This window comes from Melioribacter sulfuriphilus (assembly GCF_052656625.1).
On sequence record NZ_JBQXXK010000003.1, the window covers coordinates 213,265 to 233,681 of the forward strand.

Genomic DNA, 20,417 nt, shown 5'->3' on the forward strand with positions numbered 1-20,417 from the left:
TCAGGTGTTTAGACCAGCAATTTGTAGTAAATAGTTAAACTCGTAGATTCCGGTATCATGGCCGTCTTTCCAGATAAATTTCAGGGCATAATTTCCCACCCGTTCAATTCGTTCTAATGTAATCTCCTCGTTTGAATAAATCGGAATATAATTTTTGCCATTTTTTGCGGCTTCTGCGTGGCATGAAGCGCATGGACAAAGAGATCTCATATTGGCGTTTTTAATCTTAGATATTCTTCCGTCCTGCCAGTATATAGTAATATTATTCTCGTTTATACTAACTTTTTCAGGGAACATTTTCAATACCGGTAAGCATTTTTAGCGCTTCAAAATATTTTTTACTTGTATTCTCAATCACTTTGTCAGGTAAAGGAGGAGCCGGTGGCTTTTTGTTGAAATTAATCGAAAGTAAATAATCTCTTAAGTATTGTTTATCGAAACTGTTCTGGGATTTCCCTTTTTCGTAGTTTTCAAGTGGCCAGAAACGTGACGAATCAGGAGTAAATAGCTCGTCAATTAAAATAATTTTCCCGTCATAGTAACCGAATTCTACTTTTGTATCGGCGATAATAATTCCTTTTGAGAGTGCGTATTCAGCTACTTTTTTGTAGAGTTTGAGAGAAGTATTTTTTATGAGGTCATATGTCTCTTTACCAACGATTTTTATTGCATTTTCTTCGGTTATATTTTCGTCGTGTAAACCGATTTCGGCTTTAGTGGAAGGCGTGAAAATTGGTTCCGGTAATTTTTCCGATTCAACCAATCCCGCAGGCAATTCAATTCCACAGACTTTACCCGTCTTTTTGTAATCGTTCCAACCGGAACCAGTGATATATCCTCTTACAATACATTCGAGAGGTATCAATTCTGCTTTTTTGACAAGCATCGACCTTCCATTTAATATCTCTTTATACTGCCGGCATATTTCGGGATATTCATCAACATTTATTGTAACCAAATGATTATCCACAATATCTTTTGTAAAATTAAACCAGAAAGCTGAAATTAGATTTAACACTTTCCCTTTATTCGGAATTCCCTCGTTCATTATTACATCGAAAGCTGATATCCTATCAGTAGAAACAATTAAAAAATATTCTCCAAGGTCATAAATATCTCTAACCTTCCCTCTTTTAAATAATTTTATATCTTTGAAATCTGAATAGAGCAATGCTTCATTTTTCATGATTTTTCCTCATTAATGGGTTATTTCAGGTAAGCAATATAAAAATTGAGGTGTGCATAAAGCAAATTGAGGCTGCCAGATAAATCGGCATTCGAAAAAAATTATCTGGCAGCCATCAAATGACTTATCTTCTTCTGATTATGTTTCTTTCTCGGTCACGTCGTGTATTTTCATTGTAGTTTCGAGCATCATCTTCTTTGTTTCTTCTAATATTATTTTTGTATTCACGCTCATCGACTCTAATATCTCTTCTTTCATTGTCTTTATATAAATCGCTATTCCTCATCCTTCTTTCGATATAGTATTTTTGAGGTGGATCATAGTGACTTTTCTTAAAGTGCGGTCTGTCGAAAATATTTCTAATGTGTCTTTCGTGAATTAAATAATCTCTGATATTTCTTGAATAGAAATGATTATATGAAACAAAGCACCAATAATCCGGAATAGTTATCCATTTGAATGAAATATGTATATCGATATCCAGACGGAAATGTGAAGTATATGGAATAGGAGCCCATCCGATATAATCGTCGTCATATCTCCACTCGACCCACGCTGGTGCCCATTCATCATCGGGGAACCAGATCCAGCCGTAGTGAGGATGATATTCCCATCTACCGTAATGATATACAATTTCTCCGTAAGGCTCGTAAGATACCCAGTACCATCCAATCGAAGTCCATTTCCATCGACCGATTGTATAAGGCTTCCAATCAATATGAACAAAGGTCGGTCTCCATACATTCAAATTGTGACTGAGGGTAATCCATTCACCGTATGGTTTAAGAGCCTGGTAAAAGTGAGGGCGATTCCGATAAGAAGCTTCTGAAGAAATTGTTGTCAATGTAAATATGGTTAATATGAATATCATCTTTTTCATGAGAACCTCCTTTTTTTTATTTTTATGTCAATAAATATGCCGTTGTTTGAATGCAATTTTTAAATCTATACGGCTTCTTGATTTTATTATGTTCACTAAAGAGTACAATTACGTTTGTTAAGACTACAATCAAAATGGAGAAATTAATGACGAAGAAATTTTTCCTCGAAAAACGTCCGCATAATGGAATGACATACGAAGAATATATGGACAACTTTCGAAATACAGTTGAAATGATAAAAAACAGTTTACAAGAAATAGAAGACCCTAATCTCAACTACTTATTGATGAATTTTCAAAGGTCGCAAAGAATTGAGAAAAATTATGTTGTGAATGAGGAACTTTGCAATGCGATAAAGAAAATAACTGCACCTCAACTCTGGATGGTTTTAACAGAATATTGGTGTGGAGATTCTGCACAGACATTACCTTACATAAACAAGATAGCAAAGTGTAGTACTCTTATTGAACTAAAAATACTCGAGAGGGATAAAAATCTTGATATAATGGACCTTTATTTGACAAACGGTACAAGGAGCATACCGAAATTAGTGGCATTCGATTATGAAGGTAATGAATTGTTCCAATGGGGACCACGTCCAGGTGAGGCACAGGATTTAATTAAACAAGCCAAAGAAAATGGGAAATCGAAAGAAGAATTTATGAAAGAATTGCACCTCTGGTATGGCAGAAACCGTGGTAAAGCAATCGAAGAAGAATTTAAGAATATTATTAATAATCTAAATTAGTCCTCGTAGTTGAAGGGAAAGATTATTCTGACGCGTGATTTTAATTCACGACCGTTATTCTTTGCTGGATGAAAAGATGTTTTATATAGTGCCGACTCTACCGCTTCGTCGCAGCCATATCCAATACCTTTAATTATTTTAGTATCAACAACGAATCCAAATTCATCGATTTCGGCCTCAATAATAATTTCACCTTTTAATTTGAGTCTTTTTGCAATTTGAGGAATTTCGAGGTTATCGTTAATACTTTTTAATCCGCCCTTTGGATAAGGACATTCTTCATAGTCGCATTGGATTTCAGTTTTAGTCAAGACTTCTGGCACATGATTAATTTGAGCTTTATTATTTTCTATCTTTGGAAGGTCAGGATTTTTAACCACAAGATTTCTGTCGAATATTTTAAATTGTACATAAAGCGTAACTCTGCTTTCAACAGGTTTACCGGCAGTTTGTCCTGGAATAAATTTAGTTTTTTTGACCGCTTCTCGAGCTGCTTCGTCGCAACCCAGTCCTAGACCTTTTACAATTTCGACATCTTTGACATTCCCGTTTTTGTCGACGGTAGCTATCAGTATCACTTCACCTTCCAGTCCATAAAGGAGAGCATGCTCGGGATAGACAAGATTTTTTTGGATTGCTTCTATTCCATCAATCGGGACTGGACAAATTTCTGCATCGCAAATTAATTCCTGATTCTTTCTTTTAATCAATTCACTTTGCTTATTCCCCGCCAGGAATTCTTCTGGTGATGGTTGATAGTTCGGGTCGATATCGAAGAGGTTTCTTCTAATTAATTTTCCGTCTTCGTAGACAGAGATTTCTTTTAACGATCCATTCTCATAGAAAATTCTCTCAGTACCATCCTTTCTTCCGTTCTTAACATTATATTCTCTTTCTATTAAACCGTTGGGATAATAATAGACTACCCTGCCATGGAGAAATCCGTTACTGAATTCTTTATAAGATTTTAAATTACCATTAGGATAATATTCAACGGCAGCACCGTCGAGAATATCGTTTACGTAAGAAATTTCCGAGCGGATACTGCCGTCTGGATAATAACTTCGGCTAATGCCATTTTGTGCATAAACACAGATACTAATAAAAAATAATGCCTTTATAAACTTTCGCATTCGTTCAATTAAATTACTTTTAACGAATTGTCGAGGTCCTGAATTATATCATCTGGATTTTCGAGTCCAACTGCAATCCTGATACCGCCGGCATCGATTCCCCTGTCAGCAAGTTCATCCGGTGGTACAACGGAATGAGTCATCGAAGCTGGATGTTCAATCAATGTCCTTGTATGACCCAAACTTACTGCGAGAGTCATTGTATAAGCATGCTCGGCCACATAATCCATAAATTTTATGCCGTTATTTTTGCTTTCAAGAGGAGAATTTCCTTTGATAACAAAATAAATTAAACTGCCCGGAGCAAAATTACCTTCAAAGTCGATCATCTGCTTTTTAGCTAATTCATAATGTTTGAAATTTTTTAGACCTGGATAATTGACGAACTCGATTTTGGGATGCTCATTCAGAAATTCTGCAATTTTTGTCGCTGTTTCGATTTGCTTTTTCATTCGAATAGGAAGCGTCGGTAGTCCATAAGTTAAAATTGACCAGGCACTTTTGGGATTGAGCACAGCACCAAAATCTTTTCTATACAGTTGCAACATATCCTGGTATTCTTTTCTGCCGATTACAATACCACCCATATCTGTACCAAATCCGCTAATTCCTTTTGTAAGCGAGTGAACTACAAAATCGGCGCCCAGTTCTATTGGCCTTTGACAATACGGCGTTGCAAATGTGTTATCGATTACGATCTGAATTCGATCTTCGGATTTTCGATTAGAGTTTATTTTATCAACGACCTCTCTAACTTTCTTAATATCGATAATCTCCAGATTGGGATTTGCAGGCGTCTCAAAATATATCACCCTTGTTTTGTCGGTTATTTTAGTGTATATGTTTTCTGGATTGTTCAGGTCGATAGGATTCCATTTGATATTATAACGTGGATACCAATTACTGAGCAACGAAAGAGTGCAACCATACAAAGTATTGTGAGTAATAATTTCGTCGCCCGATTTAGTTAGAATTCCGAGTATAGCTGAAATTGCACCCATTCCGCTCGCAAAACTAACGGCAATTTCCCCTTTTTCGACATAAGCAATATTTTCCTCGAGCATATCTTTATTTGGTTCGCCAAGTCGGTCATATATAAATATCGGTTGACCTTCTCCAAATATCTTAGTATTTGCAAACTGTGAAAAGCCCTGAGCTCCCCTTTCCACCGAATCGAGCCTGAACGTTGTTGACGACGAAATTGGCGCTGTTACATGATGTGCATAATCCCATTTGTCAGTCGTATATTTCCCATAGATTAAATGGGTAGCCATCGAATACTTCGATTCATCAATTATCTGGTTTTTCTTTTTTTCATTTGACATGACACACTCCTATTTTTTTCTTACTCTTAAATTATGTAATCCCAGCATACTATAAAAATGGAATTAGAATAATTTATTAACTACGTGCAAAAAAATTAAAGGCATACATTATATCGGTTTTATAAAATTTGAATCTACGGAAAAGATTTTATCTTAGGAGGAAAAGTAAAGCATCTTTAATAAACGCATAATTTTCTCATTCATTGTAAAAAGGGGAGTCTATGACAACTAACCATTTATATATTTCGAATGAATTTTAATGATAGTTGATGAACAATTTCGACCGTATTTAACGACCGGAAATAATTTCCATTTTTACAAAAAGTAGATTGCGTTGTATTGTTATCTAAAGGCAAATAGAAGTAACACCTACAGATTGAGTTAGTATCGAATAAGTTGAATCAATTAGAAGCAAATCATAAAAATAAATACGAATTAATTTCACCTCATGGTATATGAGAGAAATTATTTTTTCTTCTTAAAAAAGTGATACTGAAATTCATTCAATCTTAATGCTTGCTTCTGTTTATAATAGATTGTTCTCCTTGAGCCAATCGTCGTTGTAAATGGTAGAAAAGTATTTATATCCGCTGTCGCAAATAATTGTAACAATATTTGCGGGTCTATCGATTTCACGTGCTAATTTAACTGCAGCCCAGACATTTGCACCGCTCGAACCACCGGCAATAATACCTTCTTCAAAGGCCAGCTTTTTAGTCCAGCCAAAAGCTTTTTTGTCATCAACCTGAAACATATCGTCGAGGTACTGAAACTGAGCCGTTTTAATTATGAACTCGTCCCCCATTCCTTCAATTAAATATCGCGAGGGCTTTATCAATTTTTTATTTTTGAAATAATCATAGAATACAGAGCCTACCGGGTCAACACCGATGACTTTAATCTCAGGATTTTTTTCTTTCAAGTATCTTCCTGCACCAGAAATTGTACCTCCAGTGCCGAATGCTCCGATTAAATAGTCGACTTTACCTTCCATCTGCTCCCAGATTTCAGGGCCTGTGGTCATGTAATGAGCTTCATTATTATCGAGATTGTTATGCTGGTCGATGTAATAAACAGAAGGATTAGCCTTTACGTAATTGAGCGCATAGTTGTTATACGAGTAAGGATCTTCCGGAGGTAAGTTTGCATCGACTTTTATTACGTCGACACCGAGAATTTCGAGCATTTTAATTTTTTCTTTACTTGTGGTATCCCTGATTACGATTTTTAAGTTATATCCTTTTTGACGACAGACGATAGCCAGACCGAGAGCTGTATTGCCGGATGAATTTTCAATAATCGTATCGCCGGGTTTAATTTTACCCTCCTTTTCAGCTTTTTCGATCATATACTTGGCAATTCTATCCTTTATGCTTCCACCAGGATTCATGAACTCAAGCTTGGCATAGATATCTGCCTTAAGATTCCTGGAAATGTTGTTTAATTTTACTATCGGTGTTCTGCCAATTGCATCAAGAATATTTTGATAACAAAAATTTCTCATTTTTATTTCCGTTAAGTTAATGAATAGCCTCTCAAAAATTCTTCCGAAGTCATGATTTTTCTACCTTCGGGTTTAATTTGAAGAATCTGCAGGGTTCCCTCTCCTGTACCGATAAAAATTTCCTTTTTTGTCTGAAGAATCTCGGCGGGTTTTAGTACCGGTTCGTTAACTACAGCTGATTTATAGACTTTATAAATTTTATCATTAAGTGTGAAATAAGCACCCGGCTGGGGCGAAAGTCCTCTAATCAAATTATGAATTTTCTTAGCTGAATTATTCCAGTCAAGGCGACATAATTCTTTCGTAATTTTGGGAGCCATTGTAACCTGAGCCGGGTCCTGCTTCTGAAGAGTGTAATTACCGGTCTCAATTAAATCGACTGTTTTTAGGAGGAGTTCAGCTCCTTCAATTTTCATTTTATTGTACAAAGAACCATAGTCGTCTTCATCCTCGATTTTTATTTTTTGTTGAAGGATGATATTTCCGGTGTCAACATTTTTATCGATAAAAAAAGTGGTCAATCCCGTTTCAGTATCTCCGTTAATTAATGCCCACTGAATTGGAGCTGCACCTCTGTACTTGGGTAAAAGCGAACCGTGTAGATTAATTGTGCCAGATGGTGGAATAGTAAAAACATTTTCTGGTAGAATTCGAAATGCTACGACCACAAATAAATCTGCTTGAACATTATGAAGGAGCTCTATGAAAGAATCATCTGATAAATTCGCAGGTGTAACTACTTCGATGTTATGTTTGAGTGCAACTTCTTTTACTGGGGTTGGCGTTACATTACGACCTCTACCTCTTTCTTTATCCGGAGCGGTAACAACAAGTTTAACTTTGTGTGAACTTTCAATGAGTCGTTCCAGAGATGGGACGGCAAAATCGGGTGTGCCCATAAATACTAAATTCAATTATCTCCTCCGAGCAATTAATCCGACACCGGATAATCAATTTCAACTTCTTTTTTGCGAATTTTTTCGAGCTTTTCTTTAAGTTGCTTCTTTACATCGTCGGCAACTCTGTCGGGAATCATTTTGCCAATTAAATGGTCGTACTCATGAAGTATAACGCGAGCTAAAAAATCAGAAGCATCCATTTCCTGAATATTTTCGTCTGTGTCAAGATATCGTACTTTAATTTCTTTTGGTCTTTCGACCTCGGCACGTAAAGTCGGTAAACTGAGGCACCCTTCTTCCATCGAAACATATTCGTCCGATTCTTCAATTACTTCTGGATTAATCATTACAAGTGGTTTGAATTTTTCGTATCCTTCCACTTCTTTTAAATCGATGACAAAAATGGATCTATCGATTCCAACTTGATTTGCTGCCAGACCAATTCCGTATGCCTTGCGCATTGTTTCAAACATATTTCGGATATTATCAATAACAGTATCATCTATCTGATCAATTTTCTTTGTCTTCTGCCTGAGTATTTTACTTCCGTAAATTTTAATCGGTAAAACAGCCATAATAACTCCTTCTGTTTATAATTTGTTTATGACTTCAGCGCTTAAGTCTTTGTATAATAAAACTTCGCTGGCATAAAAATACATTCGAATCAACAATCGAAAAATAACTAAGATTTGTTGAAGAAGAAAGGCAATTGCCAAAAAGTAATATGGAGTACGCGGCATGAAGTAGACAATTACGTTATAAAGTAGAGCTCCCCCTGCCCCAATAAATGCAATAATAAAAAAAACAATGAAGATAACTCTGAAATTTTTATAAATAAAATGCGCTGCCTTAAAAATGTATTTGAATATTTCATATTTATCGTTGAGTGCAAGAGATACTTTAGTATAATCAGATATGATTGAGATAATACCAATTAAAAATATTAGGAAAGAATATCTCAGACTCCGTATTAAAAATTCCGCCATTACATTTTCAGAATTACGGAAAAAATAAGAAATTACCTTTCCCAGGGAGTCGTTAAAAATAAATGTCAGAGCGTATAATAAGGTCGAAATCAGGAGTACCTTGAAAAAACGAAAGAAATACTTCACCCCTCCGTAAAAAAAATCAACCATGTGGTTCTTTTCGTTTGTATTAAAAACGGAAATCAATCCTCCAAGGTAAAATGTTTGAATCAAGGTATAAATAATAACTACTATATAAATGAGCATAGGGATTTGTTCAAATTGAGTTTTGTTGAGATTTTGAAATTGAATAAACCAGAAATAATCGAACTGTTGATTTAACTGATCGCTAATAATGGAATGACTTAAACTGTTTTCAAGCAAATTGAAAATTACCACACTCGTCAAAAGAGCAAATGCGGAATTTGTAATCCAGAGCAATATGACAAATTTTATATTATAGAATACAAGTCTAAAAGCCTGAATGAGGGCATCCTTTACAGTCAATTTCATCCGATACTCCCGAGAATTATCAAAGCATTTTGCACCCAGAAAAACCAGCGTGCTGAAATCGATAAGGATGCCCAATACCTTTTTTTAATCATGTACGAATTGTTTGCAAAATCGATATCAAGAAGATTTTTACGGAAAGGGTCGATTTCAGCGCCAACTACTTTATCATCAGTTTCGAAATAAAATATTTTCCATCTCGATTCGTCTTCCCATCTTGTGAATAAAGTGTCGTTTTCTGTGTAGAATGCAATGTCGTTTTTGAAGAATCCATCGCCTTTACGTTCAGCCGTAACTGCATAACGATTACGGCTAACTCTGTTGACAGCTGTAATACTGTAATCGAAAATTTTTGAATTGGCATAAAATTCTTCGAAGAACCAATTTATTTCTTCATCAGAAAATTGCTTGACCAGATTAATAAAGTCGTTTGCCGTAACGTGTTTGAATTTATATGTATTGTAATACTCTTTAATTATTTTTTCCATTCTATCGAAACCGAGATACCTTTCAAGTGTATGGAGCATTAATTCCGGTTTTGAATACGAATTAACCACATAGGCAAGTCTGTTTGGATGAGTAAATGAGAGGTCGGAAATAGAACCGATTGTAAGATTTCTGTAATAATTTGCGGCGCTTTGAGCTCCAGGGTTTATCGGTATATCGGCTATGGTATAAATAATTGGTATTTCACCATATGAGAGGAAATTCAGACCGAAAACGGGGATAAATTTAGCAATCCGAAAATAAGCGTAGATTCCAGGATAATATTCGTACATAAATTTAGTGGCAAAATACGACGCGAAACCTTCGTCGAGCCATGCTTCGTAAACTTCATTATTTGCAATTATTCCCTGGAAGTATTGGTGTGCGAATTCATGCGCAACCAGATATTCAGGCCAGCCTGTTTTTTCAGGTGAGAATAATTCTGCACTCAAAGTAAACAATGTAGGATATTCCATCCCGCTCGAAGCAGAAGTACGTGGTACATCAACAAGGCTAAGATGGCTGTATGGATAACTTCCAACTTTATCTTCGAAGTAAGTCAAACAATTAATAACAGCTCTTCTGTATCTGTCTTTAAATTTACGCCTCTCCGGTTGAATAAAAAGATTTACATTAACAATCGTGCCGTCCTTTCTTTTATAATATGTTCTTTCATATTCAATGCGATCTGTGACTGCCCATACAAAATCGTGTATTCCAGCTTGAACTACTGTATACGTTTTGTAGCCTTCTTTTTCATGCACATCTGTGATTTCGCCACCAGCTATCAATGTAAAACTCTCAGGAATTGTAATTGTCAATTTATATTGACCGAAATCTGAATAGTAATTTAGATACGGATAATACGAACTACAGATCCATTTACCATTTTCAAAAACGCCAACTTTGGGATACCACTGAGAAATAAAATCAAAATTTCGCCCTCTTGCCGAACCAAACCTTTTAACAGACACAGGAATTCTTAGCTTATATTTAATTTTTATTACAACTGTGTCACCAGGATTGGCAGTTTTTTCGAGTGTAAATTTTGCCACAGTACTATCGTACGGATTACTAATTTCCGGATTAACAAAAACGAGATTTTTCTTTAATCCCTCAGATTCAATCGATTCGATTTCTACTCGAGTCATATTTATCTTGTCGAGATGATAAGCTTGCGCAAAAAAAGTATTATTATTGCTATAAGCGTTTGGATATAAGTGAAGATAAATTTCATTGGTCGGAAAGTTGGTTCTATTAATCCAGTAAATTTTTTCACTGACATCAGCAAGGTTATTGATCGGGTCGTAATTTATATTGAATGAGTAATTTGCAACGGGAATAAAGTTTTTGTTTTCTGAAGCAATTAATCCATTATTGTATACCTGGCCATTGTACGAATAATGGAAATCGAAGAAAGACTTTTCTTCGGAATAGTGTAAAATTACTCCGATTAAAAGAATTGAAAGAATAATATAACGGATTTTCATAGCAATTAAACTTATAAAGGAGGAAGGATTTATTCAATAAAAAAGGCTGCTTGAAGCAGCCTTTTTAAATCTTATTTTATTTCAATTGTTCTGGGTTTTATCCTTTCGTGTTTCGGCAGTTTGATTTCGAGTATACCGTTTTCGAGACGAGCTTCAATGTTCGATTCGTCGATTGAATCGCCAATTTTGAAGCTGCGGTAGAAATTGCCAGTTTCGGTTTCTTTCAAAACGTATTTTCTGTTTACTGCTTCATCGAAATTGATTCTACCCATAATTATGAGTTGTTCGTCTTCAAGTTTAATTTTAAGATTCTCTTTTGAAACGCCGGGTAAATAAGCATTGAGATAAAAATCGTTATCAGTTTCGTAAATATCAACTAAGGGAGCAACCCACGATTCTTTTTCAAGTGCTTCTTCCCAGCTCTTCTGGGTCTGGCTCTGAACTTCCATTACATCTTTTGTTTCTGCCATAGTTATCACCTCCTTTTTTTATTATTAAACTTTTTTATTTATCATCATCGACTACTTCATACGAAGCGTCTTCAACATTACCTTCCGTTTTTGATTCTGCTTTGGCACTACCATCACCTGGTGTTTGTTGAGCGCCAGGCTGGCTTTGCTGCTGATAGAGTGTTTGAGCAATTTCGTTCCAAACTTTTGTTAGACTGTCTGTAGCTGATTTAATTTGATTGACATCATTAGATTTCAAAGCGTCTTCGACCTTCTGAATTTCACTTTCGAGCCTGCTTTTCTTGTCGGGTGACAATTTATCTCCCAATTCATTAATCTGCTTTTTCGTCTGGAATATCAGATTATCTGCGTTATTTCTAACTTCGGCGGCTTCTTTCTTTTTCTTATCCTCGGCTGCGTGAGCTTTGGCTTCTTGCTTCATCTTTTCGATTTCTTCCTTTGTCAAACCACTTGATGATGTAATACGTATACTTTGCTCTTTATTTGTTGCTTTGTCTTTTGCGGATACATGCAAAATACCGTTTGCATCAATATCGAATGTAACTTCAATCTGAGGAACTCCTCGTGGTGCTGGCGGAATTCCATCGAGATGGAATCGCCCGAGAGTTCTATTGTCGGCAGCCATCGGACGTTCACCCTGCAGCACGTGGATTTCTACAGAAGGCTGATTGTCTGAAGCCGTCGAGAATATTTCACTCTTGCGTGTTGGAATTGTCGTATTTGCAGGTATTAATACTGTCATTACACCGCCCAGGGTTTCAATACCAAGTGAAAGCGGAGTAACGTCAAGCAAGAGAACATCTTTAACGTCGCCTGCAAGTACGCCTCCTTGAATTGCAGCTCCAATAGCTACAACTTCGTCTGGATTAACTCCTTTATGAGGTTCTTTTCCGAATATTTTCTTGACGATTTCCTGTACTTTTGGAACACGTGTAGAACCACCTACAAGTATAACTTCGTCAATTTGCGAAGGAGTTACACCAGCATCTTTCATCGCCTTTTCACACGGCTCTATTGTCCTTTGAATTAGATCGTCAATTAACTGTTCAAATTTTGCCCTTGTAATTGTGATGTTAAGATGTTTAGGACCATCTTGAGTTGCAGTTATGAACGGTAAATTTACATCTGTTTGAGCTGACGAAGAAAGTTCAATTTTAGCCTTTTCAGCAGCTTCCTTCAGGCGTTGCAAAGCCATCGGATCTTTCCTGAGATCAATTCCTTCTTGTTTCTGGAATTCGTCTGCAAGGTAATTGATTAAACGTTGATCGAAATCGTCTCCACCAAGATGTGTGTCACCATTAGTCGATTTAACCTCGAAAACACCTTCGCCAATCTGAAGTATCGAAATATCGAATGTACCGCCACCTAAATCATAAACTGCTACCAATTGGTCTTTATGTTTTTTATCGAGACCATAAGCCAGAGCAGCGGCAGTAGGCTCGTTTATAATTCTTTTAACTTTCAGTCCTGCAATTTCGCCTGCGTCTTTCGTGGCCTGTCTTTGAGCATCGTTAAAATATGCAGGCACAGTAATAACAGCTTCTGTAACTTCCTGTCCGAGATAATCTTCTGCAGTTTTTTTCATCTTCTGCAAAATCATGGCAGAAATTTCGGGCGGAGAATAAAGTCGATCTCCAATCTTAACACGTGCCGAACCATTCTCCGAACCAGTAACTTCATACGGGACTTCTTTTATTTCCTGTTGAACTTCATCGATGCGTCTTCCCATAAAGCGTTTAATTGAAAAAACGGTATTCTTCGGATTTGTTATAGCCTGTCGTTTTGCAGGCTGTCCTACCAGAATTTCACCGTTTTTAGTAAATGCAACTACAGAAGGAGTAGTTCTTCCACCCTCAGAATTTGGTATTACTACTGGTTCGTTGCCTTCCATTACAGCGACACACGAATTTGTAGTACCCAGGTCAATTCCAATAATTTTTCCCATTTTATTCTCCTCTTGTTTTTAATGTTTTAGTAATTACCATAAGAAAAAATAGAGTTGAAGTGAATTACTTCAACTCTATTACTTTTTCTTTCTTTGGCTTTGGATTCAATTTTTTCATTTTGATGCTGAGCATTCCATTTTCAAATTTAGCCTCAACATTGTCGGTATCAACATCTGCCGGAAGCGTAAATGACCTCTTGAAGCTACCGAATACACGCTCGGAGCGATAATAATTTTTTTCTTTCTTTTCTTCTTCTTTTTTCTTTTCACCTTCTATCGTTAAAATGTTATCTTGCAAAGTAATTTTTACATTTTCTTTTTTAACGCCGGGAATTTCGGCAACTACATTAATTGATTCGTTATCTTCAGAAATGTCAATACGAGGATTAAAATTATCGGCAAATGTAAAACCGAAGTTGGTGAAATCTTCAAAATATCTCTGTATTCTGTCATGTAAGGTTTCGAGTTCTTTCAACGGTTCAAATTTTACGAGTGTCATAGTTATCACCTCCTTTTATTGGTTTTACATATTTTCGTTTTATACTGCTCAAGATATGTGCCAAACATAAAATATTACGCAATTTATTGAAATATAATAAGTTACGAGAATTTTCGTATAAGTTAACAATTTCTGTAACTATGACAGATAACAGTCAGAATTGAACATATTTTGTAATTATGGCAAAAATGGCCGACAAAAATTCACAAGAAATTACGGAGGTATAAAGTGTTTAATATTGAAGAATTCGATATTAAGCTCGACACAGAAATAATTGGACGAAATTTTGTTTATTGTGACGAAGTTGAGTCGACAAACGACCTACTTTTGAAATCAAAGGATTTTGATCAGCATGGTACTGTATTAATGGCTGAGTATCAAACACGCGGTAAAGGGAGAAAAAATCGAGAATGGATAAGCAATGCCGCACAAAATCTTACTTTTTCGATATTACTCAAACAAAATTATCCTGAAAAAAAGATCAATATAATTAATCTACTCTCTTCCCTTTCGGTGGCACAGGCGCTTGAAAATTTATATCAGCTAAACATTGAATTGAAATGGCCTAATGATATTTTGGTAAATAAAAAAAAGATAGCTGGCATACTGCTCGAATCGGTATCGAAAGGGAAAAAAATCGAAAAGCTTGTAGTGGGAATTGGCATCAACGTAAATCAGCCAAATTTTCCAGGTAAATTCGAGATCCAACCGACTTCAGTTAGAAAGGAATTTAAATCGATCGTTAGCCGTGAACGCCTCCTGAGTGAAGTATTAAATATATTCGAAAATCTACTCTTTACAGCATTTGAAAATACAGACAAAATTTTGAACGACTGGCGTGAGCGCTGCAAAATGATAGGCGAAAAAGTCAAGATTATTCAGGATAATAAAACTTTAGTGGGAGTTTTTGACGATATTGACGAGGAAGGATATTTAATGCTAAAGACAGCAGACAAAATTGAAAAAATTCATTATGGGGATGTAAGTCTAAGATAAGCGAAAGGCAACTAAGTGAAAAAAATATATCTGGACAATGCAGCAACTACTCCAACTGATCCCAGAGTAATTGAAAAAATGATTCCTTATTTGAATGAATATTTTGGAAATCCTTCTTCAATTCATTCATTTGGGAGGAAAGCTCGTGTTGCTGTCGAAGAAGCACGCGAAATTATCGCCCAATTTATTAATTGCAAACCTGGCGAAATCTATTTTACCAGTTCTGGAACCGAAGCTAATAACTTTGTTCTGTCAGGAATCAGCAAAACGGAATACATCGAATCTGGCAAAAAAAGCATAATTACATCGTTGTCCGAACATCATTCAGTACTTGAAACATGCGATAAACTGGCATCAGAAGGTTTTATAATCCGTAAATCTGCCCTCGAGAAAACTACTGCTGTTCCAGTTGAAAATGTTGCAGGATTAATAGACAATGATACGTCGTTGATCTCAATCATTCATATTAATAACGAAACCGGCATTATTAACAACATAAAAAAGCTATCAGATCAAAAACCGGCGAATGTTTATTTGCACACAGATGGGGTTCAGAGTTTTGGAAAAGTTACTATTGATGTTAAGGAATTAGGTGTTGATGCCTTCACTGCATCTGCACACAAAATAAGAGGTCCGAAAGGAATCGGGTTTGCGTATGTCAAATCGGGCACTCCAATTTCACCTTTAATATATGGTGGTGCCCAGGAGAGGAATCGAAGAGGTGGAACGGAAAACGTCCCTGCAATTGTTGGATTTGCCGAAGCTGTAAAAATTGCTTCAAAAGAAATGAAAGAGAATTATGAACATGCAGAATTTCTACAAAGACAATTTCTCGAAGGCTTAAAATCATTGAACGACAATAGTTTTATTGTCAACGGAGAACCACATAAGTTCCCTTTCATCACGAGCATTACTCTTTTATCTGATTTTTACAACAACGATACAGAAGCAATTCTGATGTATCTCGATATAAATGGAATAGCCGTATCGAGCGGAGCTGCATGTACTTCAGGCACTCTTAAACCTTCTCATGTTTTACTTAGCACAGGCATGAAATATGAAGATGTAATCGGCACTATACGATTTTCATTCGGAAGTCAAAACACTATCGAAGAAATCGAATACACACTTGAAATAATTTCAAGACTACTAAAAAAGTTTCGAAAGTAATCAGGTTAAATATTCAATTAACAATGTTAGTTTATCTTTTAGCTCTTTTCGATTAACAATAAAATCGAGGAAGCCATTTTCTAAAAGGAACTCGGAGCGTTGAAATCCTTCGGGCAGATCTTTTCCAATTGTTTGTTTAATAACACGCGGTCCTGCAAATCCAATTAAAGCCTTCGGTTCGGCTATGATCACATCGCCCAACATGGCAAAACTTGCAGTAACTCCCCCTGTTGTAGGATCCGATAAAACTGAAATATAGGGGATCCCTGCATCAGACAATCTGGCCAGGCGTGAACTTGTTTTAGCCATTTGCATCAACGAAAATGCACCTTCCATCATTCTTGCCCCACCACTCTGACTAACAATTATGAGCGGAATTTTATCTTGATAGGCAACATCTGTGATGCGTGCGATCTTTTCACCCACTACCGATCCCATACTTCCACCAATAAAACGAAAATCCATCACCGCTATCGCTGATTTGATACCGTTAATTTTTCCCGTTCCTGTCCTAACTGCGTCATTCAAACCGGTCTTTTTAATCGTCTCATTAATACGGTCGGTATATTTTTTTGTGTCCTCGAACTGAAGTGGATCAGCTGAAATCATCTTTTTGTCATATTCTTTAAATGTTCCTTTGTCAAGAATAATGGAAATATACTGGTCGCTTCCGATTCTAAAATGATAATTGCATTTCGGACAAACCCACAAATTAGATTCCAGTTGTCTATTGTGTATAATTTCACCGCAGTCGTTGCATTTTGACCATTGTCCGTCGGGAATATCGGTCTTTTTACTTTCGGGCGAAATATTTTCTTTTTTTCTTTTGAACCAGGGCATCAGCTCTTCCTAATTATTTTTGCGGATACGGTAATTACTTGTTTCGGATTATCAGGGTCGTTTGTGAATAAAACAACTGTTCTTACCAGTTCGCCCTCTCTTCCTTTGGTGTCGAGTTTTACTTTCATTCCGATTTCTTTACCGGGTTCGATAACAGGATTAGATATTAAAACCGCTGTGCAACCACAAGAACTTTTTATATTTCTTATTTCAAGTTTCGACTTGCCGGCATTCTTAATTTTTACTGTTGCTTCTTTTACTGAACCTTCTTCTATTTCTCCGAAATCAATTATGTTTTTTTCGAGCTTAATTTTAGGAGCCGATTCAGGATTTTGATTTGACAGCTTTGCCACAACATTGGCACGGAATGTAAGTTTTAGATACGAATTTTCGGGATCGTTCGAAAAAACATAGACATGCTTGTATTGTTGTCCGTATCTCCCTCTTGAATCGAATTTTATTTTTATTTTTGCGCTTTCGCCCGCTTCAAGTTCTTTTTTAGTTGGCATTGCCGCAGTGCAACCACATGAGGCACGTACGCTTTCAATTACAAGTTTCCCTTCCCCTTTATTCATAATCGCAAATTCATGTTCAACTGTCTCCCCTTCAATTATTTCACCGAAATCAAACTCCGGTTCAGGCGAAAATATCTTTGGAGCTTTTTCCTGTGCTATTATTATGCCTGTAAATAAAAGTAATAGCCAAAATAGATTAATCACTCTTTTCATTTTTTTCCCTGGTTATAAATTTTTTTAAATACAAAGGTTCGAGGTAATCAAAATCCGTAACCTTTTTCCCGTACTCATTAGCCCATTTAGCAACGTAATAAGCCGTTGGAGCCACTATTTTTTTTGCAAACAATAAATTATTATTATCGGCGTACACAATATCTGCATCTGAAACTTTTTTTTCAACTTCTTCTTTCAATATTAATTGCAAGTTGTCAACAGCCTGATAAGTATTTCCATCGGATAAATATTTTGCGTAATAAAAATCGTTAATGCTTGCCTTTTTTAGAATACAGAATTTCATTTTCTCGGGTAGAGCCAGAGTTAATTGAAGCGCAGCTGCATCGAAAGTAGGTACTGGAATAATTGGCCTTTTCAATCCCATTGCAATTGATTTTGCAACTGTCATTCCAATTCTCAGCCCTGTAAAAGAACCTGGTCCATAAGATATGGCGATTGAATCGATATCGGAAAGCTGGGTTCCAAAATTTGCACGACAATATTCAATCATATTGAAAATTTTTTCTGAATGAATATTTTTTCTCAGAAAGTTTAATTCAAACGTATCGATGTCATTGTTGTAAAAAGCAACACTGCACACTTCGCCAGAGGTTTCAATGGCCAGTATCGGATTATTATTTCTCATTCTCGTAGATTTTAATTATTCTTTTTCCGTTTTCTTTTTCGTCGACATTATTAATTTCCACAACCAGATAATTTTCAGGGAGAATTTCACTCCACAGGTCAGCCCATTCGATAAAGATAATTGAGTTATCGTCATTCAGATAATCTTCGAAACCGATGTCATAAAGTTCTTCTATTTTTTTAATTCTGTAAAAATCGAAATGATAGATTCGAAATTGACCTTCATAAATATTTACTAACGAGAAACTTGGACTCGAAGTTTGGTCTATTATTCCCAAATTATTACATACGCAATTTACAAAAAATGTTTTGCCTGCGCCCAAGTTGCCTTTCATTGCTACTATTGAAGCGGGTTTAAGTAATTTAACAAACTCCGCAGCAACACTGCACGTGTCGGATTCGGAATTTACTATTTTTTCGTACGGGAGTTTCATTTTTATCTATTCTCGAGTGTTACAAGAGGCAAAATCATTTCTTCCATCGAAATACCTCCGTGTTGAAAACTATCTTTATAGTAGCTCAAATATTTATGATATTCAGTTGGATAAACGAAGTAGTAATCCTCTTTTGCAATTATATAACTGATAGTAACACCTCTTTTAGGCAAGCGGTAGTCAGACGGATCTTTAATGTAGATGGCATGTTTATCGTCCACTTTTAAATTCCTTCCGAATTTAAATCTTAAATTTGTCGAGGCTTCTCGATCACCGAGTACTTTAGCACCACGCATTGTTCTTATACTTCCGTGGTCAGTTGTTATTATTACTTTAACTTTTGGAATATTCGAAATGGCTTTCAAAGCGTTAAAAAGATACGAATATTTGAACCAGCTTTCAGTAAGCGATCTATATGCAGATTCATCGGGGGCAATTTCTTTTAGTATTTGTGAATCTGAGCGACCGTGGGCAATCATGTCGAGAAAATTTACAACCACTGCGGTTAAATGTGTATTTTTATATGAGAGTACATTTTGTTCAAATGTTCTTCCAACTTCGGGATCTATAATTTTAATGTATTGAAGGTCATTTTTTAGTTTTATTTTTTTTCTTTTAAGAAGATTTTCGAGCAACTCCTTTTCATATTTATTCATACTTCTTTCGTCGTCGTTGCCGGTACTCCAGAGTGCCGGGTAAAATTTTTCAATTTCCGATGGAAATAATCCGGCGAACAACGAATTACGAGCATAGGGAGTGGCAGTCGGTAGTATCGACAAATAATACTCTTTTTTAATACTAAAATAATCTTTCAGGTGTTTTTCCATAACAAGCCACTGATCCATTCTTAAGCAGTCGATAACGAAAAGAAAGACAGGATTGCCTTCGGCCTCGATTTGAGGTATGAGCGATTTTTCGAGGATTCGATTTGTTAAAACTGGAGCGTTTTCTTCTTCAAGCCAATGCCTGTAATTTTTTTCGATGTATCTGGAAAAGATTCGATTGCATTCTTTTTTTTGTTCGTTTAGAGTTTGACGTAGATCGACTTCAGGATGAATATCGAGTTCCATATCCCAATAAATTAGTTTATTGTTAATGTCGATCCAATCGTCGTAATTTGGTTCGTTCATCAAAATTCTCGTAATCGAATTGAAATCTTCCAGATAGTCTTTTGCGACAAACTCACCGGATATTTTTTTCTTTTCGAGCATTTTTTTGCAAACCATTAAAACCTGTGAAGGGATCACCGGCTTAATTAAATAATCCGAAATTTTGCTTCCGATGGCTTCGTTCATTAGAGATTCCTCTTCGCTTTTTGTTACCATCACAACTGGAATATCCGGATTGATTTCTTTTATTCTGGCAAGTGTTTCCAGTCCACCCATACCGGGCATCATTTCATCGAGAAAAATCAGATCGTAATTTTTCAATTTCACCTGGTTGATTGCATCATTTCCATTGGTAACTGTATCAACTTCATAACCTTTTTCATTAAGAAATATTATGTGCGATCTCAGAAGCTCAATTTCATCGTCGATCCATAAAATTCTACTGGGTCTCATT

At 36.0% G+C, this 20,417-nt stretch carries 21 protein-coding genes; 3 read left to right on the top strand and 18 right to left on the bottom strand.

Translation table 11 applies throughout. The features are described 5' to 3' along the window. The 3 genes from ACUN8G_RS04740 to ACUN8G_RS04750 all read right to left on the bottom strand — a co-directional run bounded on the left by ACUN8G_RS04740 (position 1) and on the right by ACUN8G_RS04750 (position 2,066). Positions 1-297, bottom strand: a complete 297-nt coding sequence (locus ACUN8G_RS04740; RefSeq protein ID WP_437345979.1) for a DUF971 domain-containing protein — start codon at positions 295-297, stop codon at positions 1-3. Beyond that, positions 287-1,186, bottom strand: a complete 900-nt coding sequence (locus ACUN8G_RS04745; protein WP_437345980.1) for a phosphoribosylaminoimidazolesuccinocarboxamide synthase — start codon at positions 1,184-1,186, stop codon at positions 287-289. The genes ACUN8G_RS04740 and ACUN8G_RS04745 overlap by 11 nt, the downstream gene beginning before the upstream one ends. Before the next feature lie 124 nt (positions 1,187-1,310). Then, on the bottom strand, positions 1,311-2,066 hold the full coding sequence (locus ACUN8G_RS04750) for a DUF6600 domain-containing protein (protein WP_437345981.1): 756 nt from the start codon (positions 2,064-2,066) through the stop codon (positions 1,311-1,313). Between the two features lie 146 nt (positions 2,067-2,212). Here ACUN8G_RS04750 and ACUN8G_RS04755 point away from each other — a divergent pair, with 146 nt between their 5' ends. Then, positions 2,213-2,815: a thioredoxin family protein gene (locus ACUN8G_RS04755; protein ID WP_437345982.1), complete on the top strand. Its 603-nt coding sequence runs from the start codon at positions 2,213-2,215 to the stop codon at positions 2,813-2,815. Here the strand turns inward: ACUN8G_RS04755 and ACUN8G_RS04760 are convergent. The 10 genes from ACUN8G_RS04760 to ACUN8G_RS04805 form a co-directional block, all read right to left on the bottom strand. Next, a complete protein-coding gene (locus tag ACUN8G_RS04760; protein WP_437345983.1) occupies positions 2,812-3,948 on the bottom strand; it encodes a TonB family protein in 1,137 nt (378 codons plus the stop codon). The two genes, ACUN8G_RS04755 and ACUN8G_RS04760, sit on opposite strands and share 4 nt — an antisense overlap. Positions 3,949-3,956: 8 nt before the next feature. Then, entirely contained in the window at positions 3,957-5,273 is a 1,317-nt protein-coding gene (locus ACUN8G_RS04765; protein WP_437345984.1) for a trans-sulfuration enzyme family protein, read from the bottom strand. A 526-nt stretch (positions 5,274-5,799) separates the two neighbouring features. Next, positions 5,800-6,777 carry a PLP-dependent cysteine synthase family protein gene (locus ACUN8G_RS04770; protein ID WP_437345985.1) on the bottom strand — a complete coding sequence of 326 codons (978 nt, stop codon included), beginning with the start codon at positions 6,775-6,777 and terminating at the stop codon, positions 5,800-5,802. 11 nt (positions 6,778-6,788) lie between these two features. Beyond that, a complete protein-coding gene (fmt, locus tag ACUN8G_RS04775; RefSeq protein ID WP_437345986.1) occupies positions 6,789-7,691 on the bottom strand; it encodes a methionyl-tRNA formyltransferase in 903 nt (300 codons plus the stop codon). A 17-nt stretch (positions 7,692-7,708) separates the two neighbouring features. Then, positions 7,709-8,251: a peptide deformylase gene (gene def, locus ACUN8G_RS04780; protein ID WP_437345987.1), complete on the bottom strand. Its 543-nt coding sequence runs from the start codon at positions 8,249-8,251 to the stop codon at positions 7,709-7,711. Positions 8,252-8,266: 15 nt separating this feature from the next. Further along, entirely contained in the window at positions 8,267-9,154 is an 888-nt protein-coding gene (locus ACUN8G_RS04785) for a hypothetical protein (RefSeq protein WP_437345988.1), read from the bottom strand. Then, on the bottom strand, positions 9,151-11,127 hold the full coding sequence (locus tag ACUN8G_RS04790; RefSeq protein WP_437345989.1) for a M1 family metallopeptidase: 1,977 nt from the start codon (positions 11,125-11,127) through the stop codon (positions 9,151-9,153). Before ACUN8G_RS04790 ends, ACUN8G_RS04785 begins: the two co-directional genes overlap by 4 nt. Positions 11,128-11,198: 71 nt before the next feature. Further along, entirely contained in the window at positions 11,199-11,597 is a 399-nt protein-coding gene (locus ACUN8G_RS04795; protein WP_437345990.1) for an Hsp20/alpha crystallin family protein, read from the bottom strand. Positions 11,598-11,631: 34 nt separating this feature from the next. Then, positions 11,632-13,542: a molecular chaperone DnaK gene (gene dnaK / locus ACUN8G_RS04800; protein WP_437345991.1), complete on the bottom strand. Its 1,911-nt coding sequence runs from the start codon at positions 13,540-13,542 to the stop codon at positions 11,632-11,634. A 64-nt stretch (positions 13,543-13,606) separates the two neighbouring features. Next, entirely contained in the window at positions 13,607-14,041 is a 435-nt protein-coding gene (locus ACUN8G_RS04805) for an Hsp20/alpha crystallin family protein (RefSeq protein WP_437345992.1), read from the bottom strand. Between the two features lie 228 nt (positions 14,042-14,269). Between ACUN8G_RS04805 and ACUN8G_RS04810 the strand changes: the two genes are divergently transcribed. Both ACUN8G_RS04810 and ACUN8G_RS04815 read left to right on the top strand, forming a co-directional pair. Continuing rightward, complete coding sequence (locus ACUN8G_RS04810) at positions 14,270-15,037, top strand: biotin--[acetyl-CoA-carboxylase] ligase (protein WP_437345993.1); 768 nt, start codon at positions 14,270-14,272, stop codon at positions 15,035-15,037. 15 nt (positions 15,038-15,052) lie between these two features. Next, positions 15,053-16,207 (top strand): cysteine desulfurase family protein, encoded by a 1,155-nt coding sequence (locus tag ACUN8G_RS04815; protein ID WP_437345994.1) that lies wholly within the window; start codon positions 15,053-15,055, stop codon positions 16,205-16,207. Here the strand turns inward: ACUN8G_RS04815 and accD are convergent, their stop codons facing one another. From accD to porX, 5 genes are read right to left on the bottom strand one after another with little or no spacing between them, the layout of a single operon-like run. Further along, complete coding sequence (gene accD, locus ACUN8G_RS04820) at positions 16,208-17,047, bottom strand: acetyl-CoA carboxylase, carboxyltransferase subunit beta (RefSeq protein WP_437345995.1); 840 nt, start codon at positions 17,045-17,047, stop codon at positions 16,208-16,210. After that, entirely contained in the window at positions 17,047-17,775 is a 729-nt protein-coding gene (locus tag ACUN8G_RS04825; protein ID WP_437345996.1) for a DUF1573 domain-containing protein, read from the bottom strand. Before ACUN8G_RS04825 ends, accD begins: the two co-directional genes overlap by 1 nt. Continuing rightward, positions 17,759-18,421, bottom strand: coding sequence for a tRNA (adenosine(37)-N6)-threonylcarbamoyltransferase complex dimerization subunit type 1 TsaB (tsaB, locus tag ACUN8G_RS04830; protein ID WP_437345997.1), 663 nt, complete (start codon positions 18,419-18,421; stop codon positions 17,759-17,761). The genes ACUN8G_RS04825 and tsaB overlap by 17 nt, the downstream gene beginning before the upstream one ends. Beyond that, positions 18,411-18,854 (bottom strand): tRNA (adenosine(37)-N6)-threonylcarbamoyltransferase complex ATPase subunit type 1 TsaE, encoded by a 444-nt coding sequence (gene tsaE / locus ACUN8G_RS04835; RefSeq protein WP_437345998.1) that lies wholly within the window; start codon positions 18,852-18,854, stop codon positions 18,411-18,413. The genes tsaB and tsaE overlap by 11 nt, the downstream gene beginning before the upstream one ends. A 2-nt stretch (positions 18,855-18,856) precedes the next feature. Then, complete coding sequence (gene porX / locus ACUN8G_RS04840) at positions 18,857-20,416, bottom strand: T9SS response regulator signal transducer PorX (RefSeq protein WP_437345999.1); 1,560 nt, start codon at positions 20,414-20,416, stop codon at positions 18,857-18,859. Position 20,417: the final 1 nt, after the last annotated feature.